The sequence below is a fragment of the Bacillus gaemokensis genome, assembly GCF_001590835.1.
GTDB classification, from domain to species: domain Bacteria; phylum Bacillota; class Bacilli; order Bacillales; family Bacillaceae_G; genus Bacillus_A; species Bacillus_A gaemokensis.
Map to the genome: position 1 here is coordinate 38,781 of NZ_LTAQ01000067.1, position 22,774 is coordinate 61,554.

Below are 22,774 nucleotides of genomic sequence, written 5' to 3' on the forward strand. Positions count from 1 at the left end.
AGCTCACTAAGAGATCGAGCAATAATTGCAACACTAATTAATACGTAAAAAAATTTTGTTAATAAAGATTCTATTAATGTAAAGTCTCTCTAAATCTTTTAGAGGGATTTTTTTATTTCTAGATACACATTTAATATTTCTTAACAAAATTCAAATTTGATCTTAATATCCGTTATCCTGACGTTGGTGATTTACTTCATTCTTTTTGATATACGCTTGTTCGATTTCATCAAATGTAAATCCTAATTTCTTACCTAAACCTAGGAAAGAATATAGTAATTCTTTATAGCACTCTATATCTTTTGGATTTGCACGAAATTCCGAAACCATTTCATATACATTATTAAACTGACTAACTAACGTACTTGATGTAAAAACATCCGCATTATGATTTAGTAATTTTAAGTTATACTCATTAGGATTAAATTGAATTCCATTTCCTAATGATGCTATAAAATGCAATCCGTCAACATATTCCATTAAAATGACCTCTTTTTCACTAGGTCCTTTATTGCTCCAATTTTTGAAACATCTTGTTTCATTTGCAAGTTCTCCATTTACTGTTTTTAACAAGGAATGACAAACTTATCCTATAACCTATGCTGTTTATATATAGTAAAATAAATCCATCGCTGATATGTCCCAAAATGTAATTTTCATAACAGCAAAATTACAACTAGACTTACACAACATGATTCAAAATGAGATGAAGGAGTGTTTAAAGTGAAAGGGCATATTCGAAAAAGAGGAACAAAGTGGTGTATTATCATCGACATCGGTGCTGATTCAGAGACAGGAAAAAGAAGACAAAAAAAGAAGCGCAAGCGGATGTTGCGAAAAAGATTACTGAGTTGAATGAGGGTACTTTTGTTGAACCATCAAAAATCACAGTTAAATCCTTTTTAAACGAATGGGTTGAAACAAAAAAATAAATGTTAAAAGTAGCACTTATAAAGGCTATCACTCTGTAATAACCAAGCATTTAACACCTAACTTGGGTGAAATTAAACTCGTAAAGTTAAATGCATTGCAAATTCAACATTTCTATAAAAAGATTAGTGAAACTACTCACCCTAATATGGCGCATTATATACACAGAATTTTGACCATATCATTAAATCAAGCTGTAAAATTGAAATTGATTAACATTAATCCGACTACATTGGTTGAAATACCTAAAAAAGAAAAAACCTCATTCCAAGTGTGCGATGAGGATGACATAAAACATTTCTTGAATATAACTCAAAAATCACGATATCATATCGCGTATATATTAGCAATCACTACTGGAATGAGATTAGGAGAAATATTAGGATTAAGATGGCAAGATGTTGACTTGAAAAGCAAAACAATATCCATTAATCAAACTTTAAGTCCCGATAACCAATTGGTGTTAGATACAAAAACTTCAAGTTCTAGACGTTTGATATCAATAGATGAAAGAACTATAGAAGCATTACAAAAACACAAATCAAAAATTAATATCGAAAAGATAAGGCTTGGTCCATCGTATATAGACCATAATTTAATTGTTTGTACAAAGATAGGAAATATAATTTGTCGTGGTGGCTTTCATGATACTTTTAAAACTTATATAAAGAAGTCTGGGATCAAAGACATTCGATTTCATGATCTACGCCATACTCATGCAATTCTACTCTTAAAACAAGGAGTACATCCAAAAGTGGTAAGTGAGCGGCTAGGACACAAAGATATATACATTACTTTAAATCGCTATTCGCATGTATTGCCTGGTATGCAGGAAGCAGCAATAAAAATGTTCTCTGAAAATCTGTTTGGATAACGAATGTTTGCAAAATGTTTGCAATCGCAAAAAACGCGGTTTCTTCTATCAGCAGAAACCGCATTACATCAATGTTTTTAATTAAATCTTAAACTGACTTGTATACAATCCATGATAGAATCCTTGATTCTCCATAAGAGATTCATGGTTCCCTCTCTCAATAATCTCTCCATCTTCAATAACAAGAATTTGGTCTGCTTTTTCAATTGTCTTTAATCGATGGGCAATTACAAAACTTGTGCGTCCTTTCATCAAGTTGTTTAATCCTGCTTGGATTTGTAATTCTGTTCTTGTATCAATATTAGATGTCGCTTCATCAAGAATTAAAATATCTGCATCTGCTAAAATTGCTCTTGCAATTGCAAGTAATTGCTTTTGCCCCTGACTCAAATTCGATCCTTCCGAAGCAATCTCGGTTTCATATCGATTTGGTAAATGCTTAATAAAAGAATGTGCAGATGCCGCTTTCGCTGCCGCAATAACTTCATCATCACTTGCATCTAGTCGTCCATAACGGATATTATCCATAATCGTCCCGGCAAAAAGATATGTATCTTGTAAGACGACGCCTATTTTACTTCGCAAAGAGCTAATATCGTAATCTTTTATATCTCTACCATCAATTTGAATTTGTCCCTTTTGAATATCATAAAAACGTGTTAATAAATTAATGATTGTTGTTTTTCCTGAACCAGTTGGTCCAACAAGTGCGATCGTTTCTCCTGGATTGGCATGCAAGCTTACATCTTTTAAAATTTCTTTTTCTTTCTCATATCCAAATGATACATGCTCAAAAGCAACATTGCCTTTTAGGTTCTTAACAACGATGGCATCTTTTTTATTTTGAATTTCTGGTACTTCGTCCATAATTTCAAAGACTCGCTCTCCTCCAGCAACTGCAGCTTGAATTGTATTCATAAGCGTTGCAAACTGACTTAGCGGTCTTGAAAATTGGCGAGAATAGTTAATAAATGCTGCGATGACACCAACTGTTGTCATACCGTTTAAAACCATAATTGCTCCTGCTCCGATAACAAGTCCCATTCCTAAGTTATTAATAAAGTTCATGCTCGGGAAGATAAATGCTGAAAAAGTGTCAGCTTTTGTAGCAGAAGATCTAAGCTGTTCATTAATTACATGAAACTTATTGACAGTTTCTTTTTCTTTTCCATATAACGTAATAACATCTGATCCTGTAATGGCTTCTTCAATAAAACCATTCAATTCACCTAAATCCTTTTGACGTTTTGCAAAGTTTTTACCACTATAGGCAACCAATTTTTTTGTAACGAAAAACATAATTGGGACTGTAATTAATGTCACGATTGCTAAAATCCAATCTAGTGAAAACATCGCAATTGTTACGCCTACAAATGTTAAAGCAGACGAAATAATTTGGACAACACTTTGTGTTAGCGCTTGGTTTAAGCTATCGATATCATTTGTAACACGACTCATTAAGTCCCCTTGTGAACGTACATCAAAAAAACGAAGAGAAAGTGTTTGGATCTTCTCGAAAATATCTTGTCGTATTTTTTGTATCGTTTTCAGTGCAACGTTTATCATTACGAATGTTTGTAGCCATGTTAATAATACAGTCACACCATAAATTCCAATGAGTAGCATACACATTCGCGCTGTACCATTTAAATCTCTTGGTACGATATATTCATCGATAATAACTCCCATATAATATGGACCTAGTAAACCAAGTAATGTCGTAACAAATACGAGAACAATAACGAAGATAAGGGCTGCTTTTTGATATCCCATATAGTTCCATACCCGCATTACTGTTCCTTTTGTATTTTTGGGTTTGCCTGACTTTGGATTGTTACGTCCGTTTTTATTTCCGAATTGCCCTTGGAAATTACGCATGCTCTTCCCCTCCTTCTTGATGCAAATTGCCACCTTGGGAAAGATAAATTTCCTGATATACTTCACATTTTTGTAACAGATTTTCGTGCGTATCATTTCCAACTAACTCACCATTATCTAAAACGAGGATCTGATCAGCATCGATGATAGATGATATTTTTGATGCAATTAAAAATGTCGTTGTTCCTGCATACTCATCGCTCAACGCTTCTTGTATAATTGCTTCTGATTTCGCATCAACTGCTGATGTAGAATCGTCTAACACAAGAATAGAAGGTTTTCGTACAAGTGCTCTTGCGATTGAAAGGCGCTGTTTTTGACCGCCAGAAAGATTCGTTGCACCTTGCGTTAAATTGTGCTGATATGCATCTTCAAGCTTATTAATAAATTCTGTTGCACAAGCAGCTGCAGAAGCCGTTTCTAATTCACTATATGTAGCTTCTTCTTTTCCATATCGCACATTTTCTTCAATACTTCCTGAGAATAACAATGCCTTTTGTGACACAAAACCGATTGAAGAACGCAGCATTTGTAAATCATATGCTTTGACATTGACGCCATCAATAAAAACTTCACCTTTATCCACATCATACAGACGTGGAAGTAGTTTAACCAATGTAGACTTACCACTTCCTGTGGATCCAATAATCCCTATTTTTTCACCTTTACGTACGGTAAATGAAATATCTTTCAAGACATATTCATCATTTTTGCTATAACTGTAGCTGACATGTTTAAACTCAACATTGCCGTTTACTTTTTCCGGTTCATACATATCCTCTTCATTTGTAATATCGACTTTCGTCTCTAACACTTGTTGTACACGATCAGCGGACGGAAAAGCACGAGCGATTTGAATAAATACCATACTGATAGACATGAGTGACATTAAAATAATATTTAAGTAGTTAATAAATGCTAAAATCGCCCCTACTTGTAGTGTACCGTTAAAGACTTTCACACCACCAATCCATAATGTAGCTACAATACCGCCATTTACAACGAGCATAATAATGGGCATCATTAATGAAATGATCTGCACTGCACGAATATTAATCCCTGTTAAATTCTTATTTACCTTCTCAAACTGTGAGATTTCATGATTTTGTCTTACATATGCTTTTACAACACGAACACCAGATAAATTTTCTTGTAGCTTTGTATTTACTTTATCCAGTGCTTCTTGCACCTTTTTAAATGACCCACTTGCTTGACCTGCAATTAAAACAATCGCAACTAATAAAATAGGTACAACTACAAGTAATATAGGAAATAAATCTCTCGCCGTTACAAAGACAATAATAATACTCCCTATAAATAATAAAGGCCCTCGAACAAGAACACGTAATGTCATCGTCATAGCTGCCTGAATGGATGTAATATCATTTGTTACGATTGTCAACAATTTTCCTGTTCCAAATGAATCACGATTTTTACTAGAAAACGTCTCGATTTTCGTAAAAACCTCTTTTCTTATATCCGTGGCAAAATTAACCGCAGCTTTCGTAGAATACATCATACATCCAAGACCACCAACTAATCCAAGCGCTGCCGCTCCTATCATGAGAAGTCCCATTTTGATGACATAATTAAAATCTTGGTTTGCAATGCCAACATCAATAATATGTTGCATAATAGTTGGTTGAATTAAGTCCATCGCAACCTCAAGTACCATAAACAGTGGTCCAATAACAGCGAAGAACGTGTATGGTTTTAAATGCTGTAACAATTTGCGAAATGATTTCATACATAGTCTCCTTTTCTTATGAAATTGTCATTTTATAATTCAAATACTCACTCCTTTTTATTCATCTATAAGTACATTTTCATCACTATTACTATTATATTCTATAGATTAATATTTAACATGATTAAATGATAAATATTAATTTTGTATTCGTCAATCAATGTGCCCTACTTTTATGTAAGAGGAATCTGCTATCATTAGGATTTATATATTACTTAACTCTACACCTTTACCTTTCCAGCCATAAATAAAACCGCATTCTTTTATACTAGAATGCGGTCTACTTCAATTATATATATTGAATCGTAAAATTTAAAAATTCTGTTTCAAAACCACCATTTTTTGATGGACTACAAGTATAGAATCCTACCCTTATAGGATTATTCCCCTGATCTTCCATAAGATGAGCGATGCGAATCTGTTCCCACTCCTGATTTTGTTGTTCCGTCTTCACATAGATTGAATAATCTCCGTTCTTTCGAATGATGCGAAATGAAAGATTTTGATTCACCAATTCATTTTGAAAATCTTGCGTCGACCAATCAGAGTATCCACTATTCGTCACAACAGCCCCTAAATGTGAGGGCCCCTCAGGAATATATTCAAGTGATGTTTTCAACCAGCACTCCTTAGATATCATTACAAAAAGTCCCGCTTGATCGTATGTTGCTTTCGGGTTCATACGTAATGAAACTTCAGCTTGAAAGTCTGCAGAAACCTCTTCATAAAACACATGACCATTCATCACTTCAAATCCGTAATGTGTTTTTAACCAAAAATCTGTTTCTTCTTTTGAATGAACAATAAGTGAATCATCTTTTCTCTCATGATATTTTGGTTCATTCATTATTGTAAGTTGTTCTATATGAGTTGGTACGTAAGATGTTTTCATAGCTCCTCCATAAAAATCTTTTTACATTACACATTAAAATTCAGTCAAAATCGGAAATTTATACCCATTGAAATGAATCTTATTACTGCTCCGAACCATTAAATACTTATCAGACTGAAATTCTTTGTATGCTAACTTTTCAATTCCTAACTCATCAGGATAAAAATAAAACTCAATCTCTGTAAATACTTCAGGGATTTCAGCACATATTTCATCTAAAATTGGAAAAACAGATGCAAACACACCAAATAACTTTAGTGTTTGATCTTTTACTTCATATACAAAAAGTGCGTCCAATTTCTTTGAATAGTATAGTTTTTCATTCCACTTCGTATCATACATATTAAAATAAAAAGAAGATTGGTAGTTTAATGTCGAAAACATATTGGAAAGCGGTTGACTATTTTCCAGTTTCTCCTTTATTAATTGTAAATCCTCTTCATCAGAAAAATTTAATTTTTGAAGTGATAAAGTTTTATGTTTCGTTTTATCATACGATAATGTCATCAGATGTTCTTTTACAACTTGAAATCCAAACGCCTCATATAATTCTGGTTTTTCTGTGAATAACATAGCACATTCATAATGTTCATCTATTTTTTGTAACATCTCACAAAAAAGTTGTTTCATCAATCCTTTTCCACGATAATCAGGATGTGTCATTACAGATTGGATACCTGCCGCATTTACAAATTCTCCATTTACAAAGAGTGGAAGTGAAAAACTAGATACATTCGCAATTACCTGTTCTCCTTGCATATATGCCACAGGTTTATATGTTTGATCCCAAAATCCCCTCGCATCAAAATTTTGCATTGTTTGCACAGAAATATCAAACACTTCTTCAAACAATTGAAATAACTGCTCCTTTTTTGGTTCTTGCACAAACAAATTTTCAGAAATAGTAACATTCTCCATGTTGCCCCTCCATAAATTCATTCCATTAGTTTAATTGTATTGTATTTTATTGTATATATATGTAATAATAATCCTTTCAAATCAATATAGTATCACATAATTTACCAAAAGAGTTTAATTTATTTTATGTTTCGATTGCTCCATGAAAATCAGAATAAAAGAATGTTACGATTTCAATACTTTCAGTTTTTTAGTTGATTCCTCCATAATCAATATCTATACTGTCATCTTCATCATGAGCTACACTAAGAAAAATAATTATAAAAAATGTGTCCCTCTGTCAGCTGTTCAGCCATTTTAAGGACACATTTTCTCCCATAATTATTCTATTAAGACCTAAAAAAGATTCTTCATCAAAGCTTTAAGAATCAAATATCCCTCCATTACTCACTAATTCCTTCTAATCGCTCCTTCGTACTTACTTCTTCTCCTTTCAAACGTTTTTCAAATGTTTTTCTCCAACTTGCTGAAAGAGCCTCTACTTCTAAAATTCTTCGTACTCCCTCAAAATTACGTTTTTCTTTATGCATCATGTGGTTTGCAAAAGCGATTGAGATACCTTTACAATCAGGCTCAAGCTGTATAAGAGCATCTGTTGGTGATACCCACCCCTCTTTTAGGACGCGAAAATAAAATCCCGTATAACCTGTATTTTGGAAGTACAGTGGTAATTGCGGTATATCATACTTTTTGGCTAATTTAAAACAAGGTTGTCTTGGTTGGCTTACTTGTACCATCGCTTCGCCAATTTGAAATATATCCCCTATACAAACATCCTCTTCAAGCATGTCTTGTACGGTCATATTTTCGCCAAAAGCACCATATAGAAGTTTTCGATTTAATTCCTTTTCCCAATATGGATAATGGTTATAGGAATAAACACAAACAGCTTTATCTATTCCGCCATGATGAACTAAATCAGCTTGCCCATCTCCATTAAATTTTAATGATGATAAAAAGACAGGCTCACTTACCCGTGATTTATTCATACCGGTTTGTATTATTTTCCCTCCATATGACACTTCTTTTGGCATGCCTAAATTAAGAGACATCAATTTATATAATTTTGACATCACTCACCACTCCTTTCACTATTTTGACAAAGTACTTCAAAAGCTTGATTTATTATCTCAAATCCCTTATCAATTTCCTCATTCGAAATTACAAGTGGTGGTAAGAATCGAAGAACATTATCATATATGCCTGCCCCAATACTTATAAGTCCATTCTTCCAAAACTCCTCAATTAACTGCGTTGTTAATTCTTTTGCTGGTTCTTTCGTTACACGATTTGTCACTAGCTCCATCGCCACCATTGCACCAATTCCACGAACATCACCAATCACTTCATATTTCAGCTGCATTTGAAGCAGGTGCTCCTTCACCCTCTCCCCAATTTGCTGTGCTCGTTCAATTAAACTCTCTTCTTCCATTATTTCAAATACAGCAAGTCCTGCTACACATGACAGTGGACTTCCTGCAAAAGTACCTCCAATTTGTCCTTTTCCAGGCGAATCCATCAGTTCCGCCCGTCCGACAATAGCACTTAATGGAAGACCTGCTGCAATAGATTTTGATAGTGTCATAATGTCAGGTTCAATTTGAAAATGCTCTGTTGCAAACCACTTTCCAGTTCGCCCAAATCCGGTTTGCACTTCATCCATTATCATTAAAATGCCATATCGATCACAAATTTTCCGAAGACGTTTCACAAATGTAACTGACGGAGTAATAAATCCACCTTCACCTTGTACTGGTTCCATCACAATTGCCGCCACTTTCTCAGGTGATACTTGTTCTAAAAAATTTTCGAATTGACTAATAACTTGATAATCGACTTCGTCAGGAGACATTCCTTCTTCAGCTCGATAATAATACGGGTAAGGTAATATATACATATCTGAAACAAAAGGACCAAATCCTGCTTTATATGGATTTTCCTTTGTTGATAAAGACATTGTCATTAGCGTTCTTCCATGAAAACCACGTTCAAAAGATACAACCTTACTTCGCCCTGTTACTTTACGTGCTATTTTCACAGCATTTTCAATTGCCTCTGCACCACTATTAGCAAACATCGTTTTCTTTTTGCTTGTTCCAGGAGCTTTTTCATTTATTTTCTCTGCTAAAGCAAGATAACTTTCATATGGCGTTACATGGAAACATGGATGAATAAACAATTCCACTTGTTCTTGTATAGCTTTTACAACTTTCGGATGACAATGTCCAACATTTTGCATACCAATTCCACCCGCAAAATCAATAAAATCATTTCCATCTACATCTGTAATAATGGATCCTTTTGCCGCTTGTACGTACAAAGGAGTTAAATTGTATACCCCTGTTGGCACAGCTTGTTGATATCGTTTATAAAGTTCTTGAGAATAATTACCTGGTAATGCGCTAGATTTTAATCCTTGTATCATTTCATCACCTCGTCTATTTTTTTACAATGATTACATTACTTTTCTACTAATGTGAGTATAATTTCAAGATAATCATTGTTCAATTCAATTATTTATATGATAATGATAGGTAAAACCTATCATTAGAGGTGATTTTGATGGAATTAAGACAATTAGAATATTTTTTAGCTGTTTCGAAAGAACTGCATTTTACAAAAGCAGCCGAAAAATTAAATATTTCACAGCCTTCACTTAGTCAACAAATTCGTGCGCTTGAGCATGAATTTGGCATGCCTCTTTTTGATCGAATTGGCAAAAAAATCTCTTTAACAGAGGCAGGGAGAATTTTGTTTTCACACAGTAAAAAAGTCTTTCACGAAATAGAACAAGCGCGTACTGCAATTCAAGAGTTAAACGGACTACAGCAAGGAAATTTAACCGTTGGTGCTTTATTGACGGTCATAAACTACTTATTACCACCAGCCATTTTGAATTTTAATGCGTTATATCCCAATATTGAACTTTCTGTGTTAGGTCTTCGTACGGGAGAAATCCGTGAAAAATTATTACAAAACGAACTAGATATTGGCATTACGTTTCTTCCTGTTCAAGATAAAGAAATCATATCTATTCCACTTTATCAAAGTGAACTTACTTTAGTAGTACCAACTGGTCACGAATTAACACAACACACTACTGTGACGATGGAAGTATTACAAAAATATCCTGTCATCCTCCTACCGAAAAATTTCTTTTTAACACAGCTTATTACTTTACATTGCCAGAACTTTAACTTTACACCGAAACCAATTTTAGAAATAAGTACAATGGAATCATTAATTCATATGGTATCAAAAGGCATGGGAATTACAGTTTTACCTAAACCATATATAGACTTTCTACAGAGTAACTCTATTCAAGCTATTAAAATCAAAAATCCTACTCCCACGATAGAAATTGGAATTATTTATAGAAAAGATAAATATATGTGTGCTGCTACACGTGAGTTTATTGAGCAATTAAAAAGCATTGTAGGTTCTTTTTTAAAAATATAAAAATAAAGAGAGTATGTTTACCACACTCTCTGTTTTTATATTTTCTATTATTCACTTTTGTTATGAATGAAACTTACAAAAACATCACTTAAATAGAAGAAGGCCGCTCTAAAAAATCGTTGAATGACAATTTTTTAGAACAGCCTTTTTATGAAAAATTTTCTCTACTATTAATGAACTTTCTTAGATATTGGAATATACTTTGTACAATACGCACCCACTAACAATAAAATCATTGACGTTAGCCAAGTGACTATCCCTACAAAGTTAAGCCAATATGCAAGTAAGTTTAAAATTGCAATAAGAAAGCAACAAATAGAAGTTAATGCACTTTTTACTCCTGTTAGTCCTGCATTTTTTCTTTTTTTATAAACCAAATACATTGAAACCAAAAGAGAAATAATAAGAACAATTGATAATATGAAAGGTAACAACAAATCTCCCTCCTATACAATTCCATTCACGTATACATTTTATATTACCACCTTATTCCTTTTTTAGAGTGACTTTTTCATTATTCAAGAACTTAACCTCAGGAAAATTTGCATTCGGTCCCGAGATCAGTTGTCCTTCTGTTCCTTTTAAATGTTTATTAAAGAAGTCTAGTACATATTGATTTACAATATACATACCTCTTTGGCCATCTATTTCTCCAGTCATCTTTGTTAGTTTAATAAGATCAGAAAACAATTGTAAGTCAGTGAAATTATAATGCGCCGTTCCTTTTATAGAAATCATGATCCCCCCATCAGCAAGAACCTGATCTATTCGTTGATACTCCTTTTCTTTTTGCTGTCTTATCATATTGAACTTATCTTCTGATAATTGCTTTGGTTTTATTTCACCATCAGAATGAATCTTACCTTCGATCTTCTCCCGGTTTAACATAAAATCTTCAGTTTCCATAAGCATAAAGGGCTTTTTTAAACTTTGCTTCAGTTCTAACTCATAAAGTGACCCATCCATATTTATCCCTGCCTTTACTTTCTCATTTACATACATAGCATTTAGTGCGGTTGCCCCACCAAACGAATGACCCATTACTCCAATATTATTCATATCTATATTCCCTTTAAACTTACTTTGAATGATTCCTGAATTCATCTTTTCTAATTGATTTATAACGAATCCAATATCTTCTGTCCATATCTTCCCAAGTTTACTACCATCCTCATAGAAGTTATCCAAATTAAGTGCTGTCCTAAAACCAGTCACCTTACCGTCTGGAAATGCTGTTGCAGCTGTACTATAGGTATGATCTATAGCTACAACGACAAAACCATGACTTGCAAGATTTTCAGCTTGAGCGTAGTGTAACCTGTTACTTGTACCAAGACCGTGACTAATTAATACTACGGGATAAGGATTTCTGACAGACAAACTCTCTGTTTCTTCATAAGAATTACTTTTTATATACTTCCAGTAATCTAATGTAAACTTAGGAACACTTAATTTTCCAGAAAATGATTGCATGTACTTGTTAAATATCCCTTTATCTTCTGGAAAAAGTAATTTACGTTTTTTATCTTTCATGTTTTGTGCAGGATACCAAACTTGCATCATTAACTCTCTTTTATCCTGTATATTTTCTGTCAAAACTTCATCTCTAGCATTATCTACTAAATGAAATGTTTGTGTCCCTACCGGATATAAGCCATCAGGTTTTGGTAATGTGAAAACTGGAAGGTATATTGCAGCGCAAACAGAGAAGAGAATGAAAACAAAAGCGATACAATACAAAATATAAATGAACTGTTTCCATATTTTTATTCCAAGAAATCTTTTGGATTTACAAAACATAATAAGAAGAATCAATACAATTGAAATCATATAAACAAAAAACAACTGCCATCGATATCCTTCATATAACAATTGCAAAATTAATATAAGGCTACTAATCACACACAAAAAAATTCTATTTTTTTGTGTTACTCTTTTCGAAAAAGAAATATATAACAAAAGAATCGAACATATAATCAATAATGCTTCAAGTAATCTCATTTGTTTCCCCCTTGTTATCTATAAAATTACTTCCCCACAATTTTCATCATAATCGTTGAAGTTTAAACTGCAGAATCATTTTGTTTAAAAATTGTTTAAATCCCTTTAATTTAGAACCTATTCTTCTTTATTTGCTATACTTTTATCCAAAATAAAAAAGAGTTATCTTTTATAGATAACTCTCTTTTTATTACTTTAATTATTTTCTACTCTCCAAAAATCAGCGTATGTTTGATTTACAAAATTCACATCTACTTCAGAAAACGGAAGCTCTTCCCCCACTTTCAATGAGTACCATTTATTTAAGAGTGGTGATCCAAAACAAACATCAATTGTTCGTTCATGTAAATCAAACAATAATGAGTGCAATGTCCCAAACCATTCTTGATAGTTATGAACTGTTAAGCCAGCAGGATATTCACGCTCTACTAAATTTTTTAATGAGTCCATACTTATATATTCATTTTGAACCAGGTAATCATGTAACATATGAAATCTCTTAGCCGAGTGTTCTAATTTCCTACTATTTAACTTCTTAATTGTGGAACTAACTGCATGATTAGTTGATACGATAAAAGCTTGGTTATCTTCTTCTATTCTTGTTACATATTTATGACCATCAAATATTTCAATCCTTGCTGCCTCAAAACAATCAGATATAATTACATTTATATTAGCCGCAATTGGCATTTCTTCTATTAATAAACTCGCTTCCTTTACATTCTTACATTTTTCTAATAAAACACGAATTACAGCAAAACACTGTAAACCATTTACCATCGGCTTCTTTAACCCCTCAATATTTCCAACGGGTTGACCACATGCAGAAAAAGTAACAGATAATCCATGTTCATTTATACCTTCAGTTCTCCCAAAAAACTGAGTGGAAAATCCGCTATGATAATAGGAACCTGTCACATGAGTCGAACAAAAACGCATATCATCAATTTGTGGTGATAAGTCATAATTTCTTAATACATATGTATGTTTTGAATCTGTTTTCTGAGGTAATATTGCACAATGACTACATCCCGCTTTTAAATAAGTTTGATAATAATACATGATTTGTCTAGGAACTATCTTTAACACATCACAAAACCCTTCAATTTCTTCATTAATCCCTGGACAATATTGCTCTAATATATTTCTAGATTCTCTCCAATGCTCGTCCGATATAAATTTTTCTTGTTGTAAAAATGAAGGTAAAAGATACAAATTATTTCTAACAAATTCACCTTGCTGTCTCCCCATTTCATAATGACTTCCACTTAGTGATGCAAAATGCCCCTTTACTTGATACAACTTTATAACCCCCTTGTATATTCTGGTTATGTATATCGTATCAAATGAATATTTTTTATCCTTGATGTTTTTTGCTATATATGACTTACTTTCTACTCATAGAAAACGCTATTCTTCGTATATATTTCTACAAAAAGAATAGCGTCTTTAATTATAAGGATACAACTTCTTAGCTTAATTATGATGTAGCGATTGATCCCATAGTTATTATGGTTAAATATTAAATAATGCCTTTCTCCACCATCGTCTCCGCAATCTGAACTGAATTCCAAGCTGCTCCTTTTAACAAATTATCTGATACAATCCAAAGGTGGAATCCTTTTGGATGATCCGGATCTTTTCGAATTCTTCCAACAAACGTGTCTATTTTACCTGCTGCAGATAACGGCATTGGATAAATCTGTTCACTTGGATTATCTTGCAAGATAACACCTGGGGCACTGGATAATACTTCTCTTATTTCATCAACAGTTGTAGATTTTTCCAACTCAATATATACAGATTCTGAATGCCCCGATACAACTGGAACTCTAACGCAAGTCGCTGCCATCTTAAGATTCGGATCCTCTAAAATTTTCTTGGTCTCTTGAATCATCTTTACCTCTTCAAACGTGTAATCATTATCAGTAAACACATCTACTTGAGGCAATACATTAAATGCAATTGGATAGTGTTTTTTATCCTTCTTTGCAGGCAGTATGGCGGACTTTGTCTCATTACCCGCAAGTATTGCCATTGATTGTTCTTTCAACTCATTGATGGCATGGATTCCTGATCCCGATACTGCTTGGTACGTAGAGACAATAATTCGCTCTAAACCAAATGATTTCCGAATTGGCTGGAGAGCAATTACCATCTGTAAAGCGGAACAATTCGGGACGGCAATGATGCCTTTATGGTCAGTTAGAGTATGGGCATTCACTTCCGGAACGACAAGTGGAACATTAGGTGACATCCGATATTCGCTCGTATTATCAATAACAATTGCACCACTGTCAACTGCGTAGGTTACAAATTGTCTTGACACTTCTCCGCCTGCGCTGAAAAAGGCAATATCAATACCTTTAAAACTTGTTGGTTTCGCTTCTTGTATGATGATTTCTCGTCCCTTAAATGATATTGTCTTACCAGCAGATCGTTTTGACGAAAGAAGTGTGACTTCTATTATGTCAAAATTGGTTTCCTGCTCCAACAAATCTATAATTTTTTATCCTACTGCACCTGTGGCCCCTACTACAGCGACATGGTATTTCTTTTTGCTCATTACATTCTCCTCCAATGCCCTTAAATAGTTTGATAACCATGTTTCATGCATAACAAACAACTTTTACTTTCTTAATTTTATTTTAAAAGAAGTATTACCATTTGAGAAATTGAAATATATGATATAATCGTTCATAAATCATGATACTAAAAAGAGGGTTTATCTATGGAAATGAGACATGTAAAAACATTTTGTGCTGTCATCAAATATGGTGGATTCTCAAAGGCGGCTCATGCATTAGACTATGCACAATCTACTGTGACAACACACATTAAAGCACTAGAAAACGATTTACACACTCCTCTCTTCGATCGATTAGGAAAAAAAGTACTTCTCACGAAGGCAGGACACCATTTTCATCCGTATGCATTAGAATTACTAGCTATATACGAAAAAGCACAAGAAATACCACAAGATAGCAATCATCCTAAAGGGACACTTACCATTACAGCAAATGAATCTTTAGCTGTTTACCGATTACCTCACGTATTACAAACATATAAGCAGAGGAATCCTAAAGTAAATATTATTCTTGAGACAGCTACGAATGAACAAGCACTTAAAAAGCTACGAGATGCTGAAACAGATATCGCCTTCTTGATTGAAGAATCTATGGAGTACGATGAGTTCTCTACAACAATATTAGTTAATGAGACGTTCGGATGGATTTTGCCTACTAATTTAGCCTCACGTGAAAATCCATTGGATCTTTTAAGGGACTATCAATTTATTTATACAGAGAAAAGTTGTGGATACAGGGCAATGGTAGATCACTATTTACATATAAACGGAAAACTTCCTGAGAGAACATTTGAAAGTTCGAGTGTTGAAGTCATTAAACAATCCGTTATGTGTGGATTAGGCATTGCTATCCTCCCTTATATCGTTGTAAAAGAGAACTGTAACAAAAAACAATTAGCATTTAAACCTATCGAAGTACCACTGCCTATAAAGAGTCATGCTATCCATCATAAATCCAGATGGATATCGCCCGTGTTACAATCTTTCCTTACAATATTAGGAGAGCTGGAAACGGAGCCAAATTAAAAAATAGATTATTTTACATAAAGTGAAACCTTCCATCAACGAAGATTTTCTTCACCCTTCGCGGTTGGTTAACTCTCGTCCATATTCTAGCTAATTTATTTATTACTCTAGCTAGATTAACAATAATGTTTCAATATCTTAAGATTAAAAAAATCTCAAAAAACGATAGTTTTTGAGATTTTTTAGTTTACCCCACACGCTCCGGAATCTGAATAAAACGAGCAGCAAACCTCTAATTCAAAGGATATCAAATCATTGTTTCATTTTTTGAATTAAGCGGCATTATTATGAGATGCGAAACAATAATATAGGAAACACAAGATATTATTGTTTTCCTTTCATATCAATGTAATTTCTGTCCGTTTCTCTCCTAAAGATAAAAAATGAAGAAAAATCTTTGATAATTGTAGGATAATTCTATATTAATTCATACCCTACTTACTTTAATAAATTGATTTCATTCAATTATAATTACCTAGCTCCCTTCTTTTTTTACTAATAAATTTTCTACATCTAACCACTCTTCTATAGATCCCGCATCTGGAAAAACTGTAACAACATTAAATCCGGCCCCTTTTTCTCTCCCAATTTGTTTAGCAGCTAATAGGTTTGCTGCAGCAGACGTACCTATTTTAATTCCAGTTTCATTATAAAAACGTGCCATTTCATACAAAGTATCTTCATATGAATAATTCCATTGCTTATTTATCAAATAATCTTCCTTTTCTAAAAAATGTTATTTCCTACCTAAACCCAATCCGCCTGATCCAGCATATTTCTTTAAGCCGTTTGGAGGCTGTTCAGAACCGTAAGGTAGTTCCGCAGGCATGACCAAATGTAGCTCAATACTTGGTGTATACTCCTTTACCACTTGATATACTCCCATTAAAGTTCCACCTGTTCCAGCAGATGCAACCCAAGCGTTAACTGATTTCCCATCCATTTGACTAATAATTTCTCGGCCCGTTCCCTCTATATGACTTAAAAGATTAGCATTATTATAGTGTTGAAATAAAAAATAGTAATGTGGGTTTTGTTTGCTAATCTCTATTGCCTTCTCAATAACTGAATAAAAGCCCTTTGATTTATCAACCAAAACAGTTTTAGCTCCATAATTATCTAATTCATTTAATAGAGATTTCCCTGACCCGGAACTTAACACTAAGGTACACTCAATACCTAGGTGATAGCAAATCTGACCTATGGATTTCGCTAAGTTCCCCCCACTGTACTCTAAAATGTGTAGTTTTTTATTCGTTTCTTCCATATATTTTTTTATCATTCCAAGTGCTGCTCTATCTTTGATTGATCCTGTAGGATTATGCCATTCACATTTAGCATAAATAGAAAAATCCTTTGTTTCTTCACACTCTAATTTAATTAGAGGTGTATTTCCGACTTTTCGAGAAAATTCTTCAAAGTGGTTTAATATCATATTCCCATACCTCCTTAACTTCTCATTCTTACTAATTTAATGTCTGGTCAAGTGATCTTTATATTTTAGAAAATCATTTGGCCAGATTTATTTATTTCTTTTATATAATAGACCACATTTATTGATACTGATTTAAACCGCATTATCTTAATAGTAATATATCTTTATGTTCAAAAGTATGCTCAGAATAATGCTTTTTTTACATAAAAATCCCTACAAATGTTGTAGGGATGAAGAACAAAAATTTTGCTACATTCTGTTATTACTAGAGTCATTACTTTATAAAATCTTACTTTATCCATCTGTATTCATTAATACAATTCTCCAACCATCAGGGTCTTCTATTGTAGTTCCTTTTTCTTTCCAATACGGGTTTTCTGGTTCGACTTCATAATATCCTATTTTATTTAGTCTATTAGTCATTTTTTCAATTTCATCTTTATCAGGCATATAAAAAACAAGTAAGTTATCTTTTGTGGGAGCAGGACATGGACTCCCATTAACATGTCTTGTAAACTCTAAATGATATTCTACATCAGGTAATCCAAACATTACCCCGTCGTAACCTTCATTATTTTGAAACTCCCCTATACGTTTTAAGCCCAATCCTGTTTCATAGAAATTTATCACTTCTTCAAATTTATCTGTTGGTCTTGCAACTCTAAACTGAACCCAATTTTTCATGCAATTCCCTCCTCATAAATTTAAAAATCCTTTCATTTGCTATTATAAGCTAGAAATATACTATTTAAATCCCCCATTAGGATTAGGATTAAGTAAGACAAAAGGCCTATAGATTAATAAACAGTAAAACTTTATCTTGCTGGAGATGTGGGCATACCCACTATCCTCTTTCCATCTTACATGCCAATTGGATTTTTCTTAGGTACCGCCTTCTCCTTAACAAGAAAATAAATCATCGGCAAAACAAGTAAACTAGCAATTGCGCAAACAACCCCTAAGGAAACAAATGGTAACCCCTGACTCAAAGCAAACGATGCAGTCCCAGAAGCAATCGTCATTCCCACATACATTGCTAAACTATTTAACGCCATAACAGTCCTTCGTATATGCTGTAATGAAAAGCACACCCTTTTCAGCAGGAATTCCTGTTGTTTGTGCAATAGCTGGCAATAATGGTGAAACAATTAAAGAATCTAAACCGATAAAGAATGCGACAACTGCTAAGATACGTAACATAGATTTCATTTGCATTTCTAACTCTCCTTATTATTTATTTCATATATGAAATATTATATAAAGAAAAATGTAACTTTATCCCGCGTTAACGAGCAGCACACCCCCACTGATGGAAGTTTCACTTTATGTTACACTTTTACTTCCCTACTAAAATCAACTTAAATAACGCTTCCATTTTAATAACAACTCTTGTAACTTTTCTTCCTCTTCATCCGTAAAGCCACTACAATTTTCTTGTAAAAAGCGTACATATTTTACATCTACCTTTTCTCTTGCCTGTTCTCCCTTTTCTGTTAAATAGACGAGTGTTTCACGTTGATCATTTGGATTTTTTTCTGTTGCAACATAACCATCTCGTTTCATCCTTTGAATCATCGTTGTCATATTACTCGGAACACACCCCATATTTTCAATGAGCTTAGACATAGAAACCTTTCCAGACTTCGCAAGCACTTGAATAACACCAAATTGCACATAGCTTATATCATACTCTTCAATTGCCTTATCCAAATTTTTTTGCAGTTGATGATAGACATCTCGAATATTTCCATATAATTCTCTTTTATTCATATTCATTTAATAAGCCATCCTTTATTATTTCATATATGAATCTTATTCCTGTTTATTTCATATGTCAAATAAAATAACCTTTTCTTGGTAAATTTTTTCTCATCCACCAAGAAAAGGTCTGCAACAATCTAATCTTTTCAAAATTATTTATAGGTTATTTTTTATCTTGTTCACCACTTGCGATTAATGTACTTCCTGAAAATGTCCCCTTTTGCATAAAAACTTTATGAATCAACTCTTTCTGTTCATCTTGTGACATTACACCTTTACCCTCACCAAGATTTCCACTTTGTAATTTCCAAATCGTATTATGATCTGCATCTGCCTTCTCGTATTTTCCTTGTTTCCATCTCTCTAAAATATCTACATATGTATTTTTATGATTCATATCACTACTCTTAATAATTCCTAATAAACTCTCAATTCGTTCTTGCGTTATGAAAATATATCCCCACTTTTGGTCCGCTTTTGCTTTTTGATGTGCCATTTCATGCAATGCAGTTTGTACTTTTTCATCAGTCCACTTAAAGCTTTTGTTGAAGTCACTATTTGGCAGCGAATAATTACCATTCTCTAAAAGCTTCGCATTTTCTGCTTTCACTTTACTATCAGCTAATACTTCTACTGCTGGAGCAGCTGTTGATGTTTTTTTAGCAGTTGATTTACTATGATTGAGATAATATAAGATTCCATAAGTAAGTGCCCCCCCAACTACTGCCATCCCAGCAATTATCCCTAGTATTTTAAATAGTGTTCTCATTGTGCATGTTTCCTCCCCTGTATTCCATCACTCATTCTCTTCATGCCCATCTCATTTCACAACATCATTCACTATACATTCCCCATTGAAAATATTTTCCCATCAAATGTCTTTTATCTATTCCCACTCCTCTGCAATACTATTTTACAGGAATATTCATATATTTCCTTATATTGTATTTCTTTTCAGGATAATATTGCAAGATTATTCTGAAAAAATAGCGCGATTTTATTTAATATAACTCATCATCCTTCACTTGCTTCATTTTACATTGGAAATACTCCCCCTCTTTCATAAGAAACACATTGTTTTTGATTCAAATTTGTGGTGAGATTCCCTTTTCACCGTCTCAACTATTTTTACTACCATACCAGGAAGCTGTTGCAAAGAATGAAAAAGCAAATATACAAATCTTAAAAACCATCTACCAAACATCTAAACATTATAGCCATACATAGTAATCAATAATAAAACAACGAGTGCATCGTATCGATGTACTCGTTGTTTTATTATGCACAATTTTTTTGTAACCACTTCGTAATAGTCTTCAACATAAAAACATCATACCGCTGTTCTAGATTTACTTGCCTTCCTAACAAGTCTTTCATTATTTCTGTTTCATTTGTTTTCACACTTTTTGCTTCTATCATCTTACAGTAGCTTTCTTCAATCGTATTTAAATTGTTATACTACTCTTTATGCGCTTTAACAATATGTATATGCTTTTCGAAATTCCTTCTTTTTCTTGTATAATCAAAATCTTTTCGTTTTCTCAACTCACTATCTGTTGTATACAAATAAAAATATTGGTCTGGAAACCCAATTTCTCTTTTCATCATGCTTTTTTTATAAAATTCTTCTAAAAAAGACAACGGTTGATCAAATATTCCGAAATGAAAACACCAATTATAACTTAGCGGTTGAAAAACATCCCCATCAAGTATAACAATTTCATAATTCTTTGATTGTCGTACCGCCATATTCCATCGCTCAACTTGTCTCTCTAAATACCATGTTTTGTGTTCGTTCTTAGGACGTTCAAATAGAAGATTGACCTCAGGAATAATATACGCACCATAATCTTCTTCTAACTGCTGACATGTCGTCGTTTTCCCAACCGCACTCGGTCCCTCTAAACAAACGATAGCCATGATGTAACTCATCCCCTATAAATTATCCAATATTACGCTGCTTTTCCTTTTCCCTTCTTCCCCATATTTGCCTCCATAATACGATTGAAGCAACAGCAAGCATAATTGTTGTAATTACACTTCCTTCAATTCCAAATGCTCCTCCATGCAATGCTTCTTGCCCATTCGTTACAGACTTAAATATTGGTGTAGAGTGGATTGTTAAACCGCTCACCGCAAAACCATATACATTGTATTGAGCCCAGTTCCATATAGAATGCCACGCGCATATTCCCCACAGACTATTCTCTTTTAATACATAAAAGGCGGCGAATACACCAACTAATATGATATTTGAAATTGAAAGGATGGTTATACCAGGATTGAGTAAATGAAGAAATCCAAATAAAAAAGAAGTAACTACAACCCCTACCCATATCCGACTTCTAACTGAAATAACTGGAAATAACCAACCACGAACAACAATTTCTTCTGTGGCACCTTGTACTAAAAATGCAACTAAAGAGCTCAGAATACCTAAAATAACTGTGCTTGTAAATTGCTGTATTTGCAGTTGTACAATTCCTGTTACTACAAGTAATAATACCGGTATTGATATGAATATAAACCCTACTAAAGCTCCTCTTACATAATTTCTCAAAAATCCTTCTTTCCAAAGACCAATTGATGAAAACGACCTTTTTTCCACAAACCGAACCCATAGAAATACAATTAAAATTGCTCCTCCAAACGTTAATATCATTCCTAAATTATCATAAATCCCTTTCATAAATGTCGTTTCTGCTTTTGGTAAAAATAACATAAATAGCATAAACAACTCACCGAGAGTTAAAAATACAACCGATAATATTACTGCTAAAATGGGATGTACTTTCTTTCTACCTTCCTTTGCTGCATGAATCGTTTTAAAATGGCTACTATTCAAAGTTATCGCTCCTTCCTTTTATCCCTTCATAAACATTTCCTATTTTACGATTAATTAACAATTTTTAACACACTCATGTTTTTTGTTACTTTCTAGAAGAATAAACCTTTGAGTTTATCATTCTTTTCCATTCCTGCTATCAAATAACTACAAGTCACATACGTAAATTCGATTAAGAAATTATAAATACATAGTAAGAGACTGTTTTAGATCACCTTATTTATAAAAGAAGTACGTACATGGAGTTGTATAGCCCCCTCTATTTAATCAATAAACCACACTTTCTTTTCCAGCACTTGCTATTTCTCTCCATTTGTTGTAAGATGTGTTGTAGGGTCAAATTCATCCAGATTTCACTTTACATATTATCAAGCATCAATTAGGAATAATAAGTGTTCCTCATGGATTTTTGATAATATGT

The 22,774-nt window shown here is 33.3% G+C and carries 17 protein-coding genes and 5 pseudogenes; 3 read left to right on the forward strand and 19 right to left on the reverse strand.

What is annotated here, in order from left to right; all coding sequences use genetic code 11:
- Positions 1 to 162: 162 nt before the first annotated feature.
- A pseudogene (locus AZF08_RS25165) lies at positions 163 to 555 on the reverse strand (dUTP diphosphatase); the annotation flags it as partial.
- Positions 556 to 723: 168 nt separating this feature from the next.
- On the opposite strand from AZF08_RS25165, the pseudogene AZF08_RS25170 reads away from it, so the two are divergent.
- Positions 724 to 1,804 (forward strand): annotated as a pseudogene (locus tag AZF08_RS25170) (tyrosine-type recombinase/integrase).
- 81 nt (positions 1,805 to 1,885) lie between these two features.
- On the opposite strand, the gene AZF08_RS25175 reads toward AZF08_RS25170, so the two are convergent.
- The 6 genes from AZF08_RS25175 to gabT all read right to left on the reverse strand — a co-directional run bounded on the left by AZF08_RS25175 (position 1,886) and on the right by gabT (position 9,664).
- On the reverse strand, positions 1,886 to 3,682 hold the full coding sequence (locus AZF08_RS25175; protein WP_033675495.1) for an ABC transporter ATP-binding protein: 1,797 nt from the start codon (positions 3,680 to 3,682) through the stop codon (positions 1,886 to 1,888).
- A complete protein-coding gene (locus AZF08_RS25180; protein ID WP_033675494.1) occupies positions 3,675 to 5,429 on the reverse strand; it encodes an ABC transporter ATP-binding protein in 1,755 nt (584 codons plus the stop codon). Before AZF08_RS25180 ends, AZF08_RS25175 begins: the two co-directional genes overlap by 8 nt.
- A 289-nt stretch (positions 5,430 to 5,718) precedes the next feature.
- The gene (locus AZF08_RS25185; protein ID WP_033675493.1) at positions 5,719 to 6,321 is read right to left on the reverse strand and encodes a DUF1349 domain-containing protein; all 603 of its coding nucleotides are present in this window, start codon (positions 6,319 to 6,321) and stop codon (positions 5,719 to 5,721) included.
- Positions 6,322 to 6,354: 33 nt separating this feature from the next.
- A complete protein-coding gene (locus AZF08_RS25190; RefSeq protein ID WP_033675492.1) occupies positions 6,355 to 7,239 on the reverse strand; it encodes a GNAT family N-acetyltransferase in 885 nt (294 codons plus the stop codon).
- Between the two features lie 383 nt (positions 7,240 to 7,622).
- A complete protein-coding gene (locus AZF08_RS25195) occupies positions 7,623 to 8,312 on the reverse strand; it encodes an MOSC domain-containing protein (protein WP_033675491.1) in 690 nt (229 codons plus the stop codon).
- On the reverse strand, positions 8,312 to 9,664 hold the full coding sequence (gabT, locus tag AZF08_RS25200) for a 4-aminobutyrate--2-oxoglutarate transaminase (protein ID WP_033675490.1): 1,353 nt from the start codon (positions 9,662 to 9,664) through the stop codon (positions 8,312 to 8,314). The genes AZF08_RS25195 and gabT overlap by 1 nt, the downstream gene beginning before the upstream one ends.
- A gap of 128 nt (positions 9,665 to 9,792) precedes the next feature.
- Here gabT and AZF08_RS25205 point away from each other — a divergent pair, with 128 nt between their 5' ends.
- Positions 9,793 to 10,698: a LysR family transcriptional regulator gene (locus tag AZF08_RS25205; RefSeq protein WP_033675489.1), complete on the forward strand. Its 906-nt coding sequence runs from the start codon at positions 9,793 to 9,795 to the stop codon at positions 10,696 to 10,698.
- A 170-nt stretch (positions 10,699 to 10,868) separates the two neighbouring features.
- Here the strand turns inward: AZF08_RS25205 and AZF08_RS25210 are convergent, their stop codons facing one another.
- From AZF08_RS25210 to AZF08_RS25225, 4 genes are all read right to left on the reverse strand, one after another.
- The gene (locus AZF08_RS25210) at positions 10,869 to 11,132 is read right to left on the reverse strand and encodes a hypothetical protein (RefSeq protein ID WP_033675488.1); all 264 of its coding nucleotides are present in this window, start codon (positions 11,130 to 11,132) and stop codon (positions 10,869 to 10,871) included.
- A 52-nt stretch (positions 11,133 to 11,184) separates the two neighbouring features.
- Positions 11,185 to 12,699, reverse strand: a complete 1,515-nt coding sequence (locus AZF08_RS25215) for an alpha/beta hydrolase family protein (RefSeq protein ID WP_033675487.1) — start codon at positions 12,697 to 12,699, stop codon at positions 11,185 to 11,187.
- Between the two features lie 195 nt (positions 12,700 to 12,894).
- A complete protein-coding gene (locus tag AZF08_RS25220) occupies positions 12,895 to 14,001 on the reverse strand; it encodes a C45 family autoproteolytic acyltransferase/hydolase (protein WP_033675486.1) in 1,107 nt (368 codons plus the stop codon).
- A 220-nt stretch (positions 14,002 to 14,221) separates the two neighbouring features.
- On the reverse strand, positions 14,222 to 15,205 hold the full coding sequence (locus AZF08_RS25225) for an aspartate-semialdehyde dehydrogenase (RefSeq protein ID WP_235190066.1): 984 nt from the start codon (positions 15,203 to 15,205) through the stop codon (positions 14,222 to 14,224).
- 225 nt (positions 15,206 to 15,430) lie between these two features.
- Here AZF08_RS25225 and AZF08_RS25230 point away from each other — a divergent pair, with 225 nt between their 5' ends.
- A complete protein-coding gene (locus AZF08_RS25230) occupies positions 15,431 to 16,312 on the forward strand; it encodes a LysR family transcriptional regulator (protein ID WP_033675485.1) in 882 nt (293 codons plus the stop codon).
- Between the two features lie 475 nt (positions 16,313 to 16,787).
- On the opposite strand, the pseudogene AZF08_RS25235 reads toward AZF08_RS25230, so the two are convergent.
- From AZF08_RS25235 to AZF08_RS25265, 8 genes and pseudogenes are all read right to left on the reverse strand, one after another.
- Positions 16,788 to 17,747, reverse strand: a pseudogene (locus tag AZF08_RS25235) (PLP-dependent cysteine synthase family protein).
- Between the two features lie 294 nt (positions 17,748 to 18,041).
- Positions 18,042 to 18,431, reverse strand: coding sequence for a VOC family protein (locus AZF08_RS25240; protein ID WP_033675484.1), 390 nt, complete (start codon positions 18,429 to 18,431; stop codon positions 18,042 to 18,044).
- Between the two features lie 176 nt (positions 18,432 to 18,607).
- Positions 18,608 to 18,817 (reverse strand): annotated as a pseudogene (locus tag AZF08_RS25245) (MFS transporter); the annotation flags it as partial.
- Positions 18,789 to 18,962, reverse strand: a complete 174-nt coding sequence (locus AZF08_RS30605) for a hypothetical protein (RefSeq protein ID WP_156029123.1) — start codon at positions 18,960 to 18,962, stop codon at positions 18,789 to 18,791. The gene AZF08_RS30605 and the pseudogene AZF08_RS25245, both read right to left, overlap by 29 nt.
- A 138-nt stretch (positions 18,963 to 19,100) precedes the next feature.
- Entirely contained in the window at positions 19,101 to 19,523 is a 423-nt protein-coding gene (locus AZF08_RS25250; RefSeq protein WP_033675482.1) for a MarR family winged helix-turn-helix transcriptional regulator, read from the reverse strand.
- 148 nt (positions 19,524 to 19,671) lie between these two features.
- Entirely contained in the window at positions 19,672 to 20,277 is a 606-nt protein-coding gene (locus tag AZF08_RS25255) for a PRK06770 family protein (protein WP_033675481.1), read from the reverse strand.
- 509 nt (positions 20,278 to 20,786) lie between these two features.
- A pseudogene (locus AZF08_RS25260) lies at positions 20,787 to 21,428 on the reverse strand (chloramphenicol acetyltransferase).
- Positions 21,429 to 21,450: 22 nt separating this feature from the next.
- On the reverse strand, positions 21,451 to 22,353 hold the full coding sequence (locus AZF08_RS25265) for a CPBP family intramembrane glutamic endopeptidase (RefSeq protein WP_033675480.1): 903 nt from the start codon (positions 22,351 to 22,353) through the stop codon (positions 21,451 to 21,453).
- Positions 22,354 to 22,774: the final 421 nt, after the last annotated feature.

Excerpts from the sequence above, each read along its gene's own strand:
- AZF08_RS25175 (WP_033675495.1), bottom strand. The coding sequence starts at position 3,682 with ATGCGTAATTTCCAAGGGCAATTCGGAAATAAAAACGGACGTAACAAT.
- AZF08_RS30605 (WP_156029123.1), bottom strand. The coding sequence starts at position 18,962 with ATGCAAATGAAATCTATGTTACGTATCTTAGCAGTTGTCGCATTCTTT.
- AZF08_RS25180 (WP_033675494.1), bottom strand. The coding sequence starts at position 5,429 with ATGAAATCATTTCGCAAATTGTTACAGCATTTAAAACCATACACGTTC.
- AZF08_RS25230 (WP_033675485.1), top strand. The coding sequence starts at position 15,431 with ATGGAAATGAGACATGTAAAAACATTTTGTGCTGTCATCAAATATGGT.
- AZF08_RS25195 (WP_033675491.1), bottom strand. The coding sequence starts at position 8,312 with ATGTCAAAATTATATAAATTGATGTCTCTTAATTTAGGCATGCCAAAA.
- AZF08_RS25215 (WP_033675487.1), bottom strand. The coding sequence starts at position 12,699 with ATGAGATTACTTGAAGCATTATTGATTATATGTTCGATTCTTTTGTTA.
- AZF08_RS25185 (WP_033675493.1), bottom strand. The coding sequence starts at position 6,321 with ATGAAAACATCTTACGTACCAACTCATATAGAACAACTTACAATAATG.
- AZF08_RS25250 (WP_033675482.1), bottom strand. The coding sequence starts at position 19,523 with ATGAATATGAATAAAAGAGAATTATATGGAAATATTCGAGATGTCTAT.
- AZF08_RS25190 (WP_033675492.1), bottom strand. The coding sequence starts at position 7,239 with ATGGAGAATGTTACTATTTCTGAAAATTTGTTTGTGCAAGAACCAAAA.
- gabT (WP_033675490.1), bottom strand. The coding sequence starts at position 9,664 with ATGATACAAGGATTAAAATCTAGCGCATTACCAGGTAATTATTCTCAA.
- AZF08_RS25255 (WP_033675481.1), bottom strand. The coding sequence starts at position 20,277 with ATGAGAACACTATTTAAAATACTAGGGATAATTGCTGGGATGGCAGTA.
- AZF08_RS25240 (WP_033675484.1), bottom strand. The coding sequence starts at position 18,431 with ATGAAAAATTGGGTTCAGTTTAGAGTTGCAAGACCAACAGATAAATTT.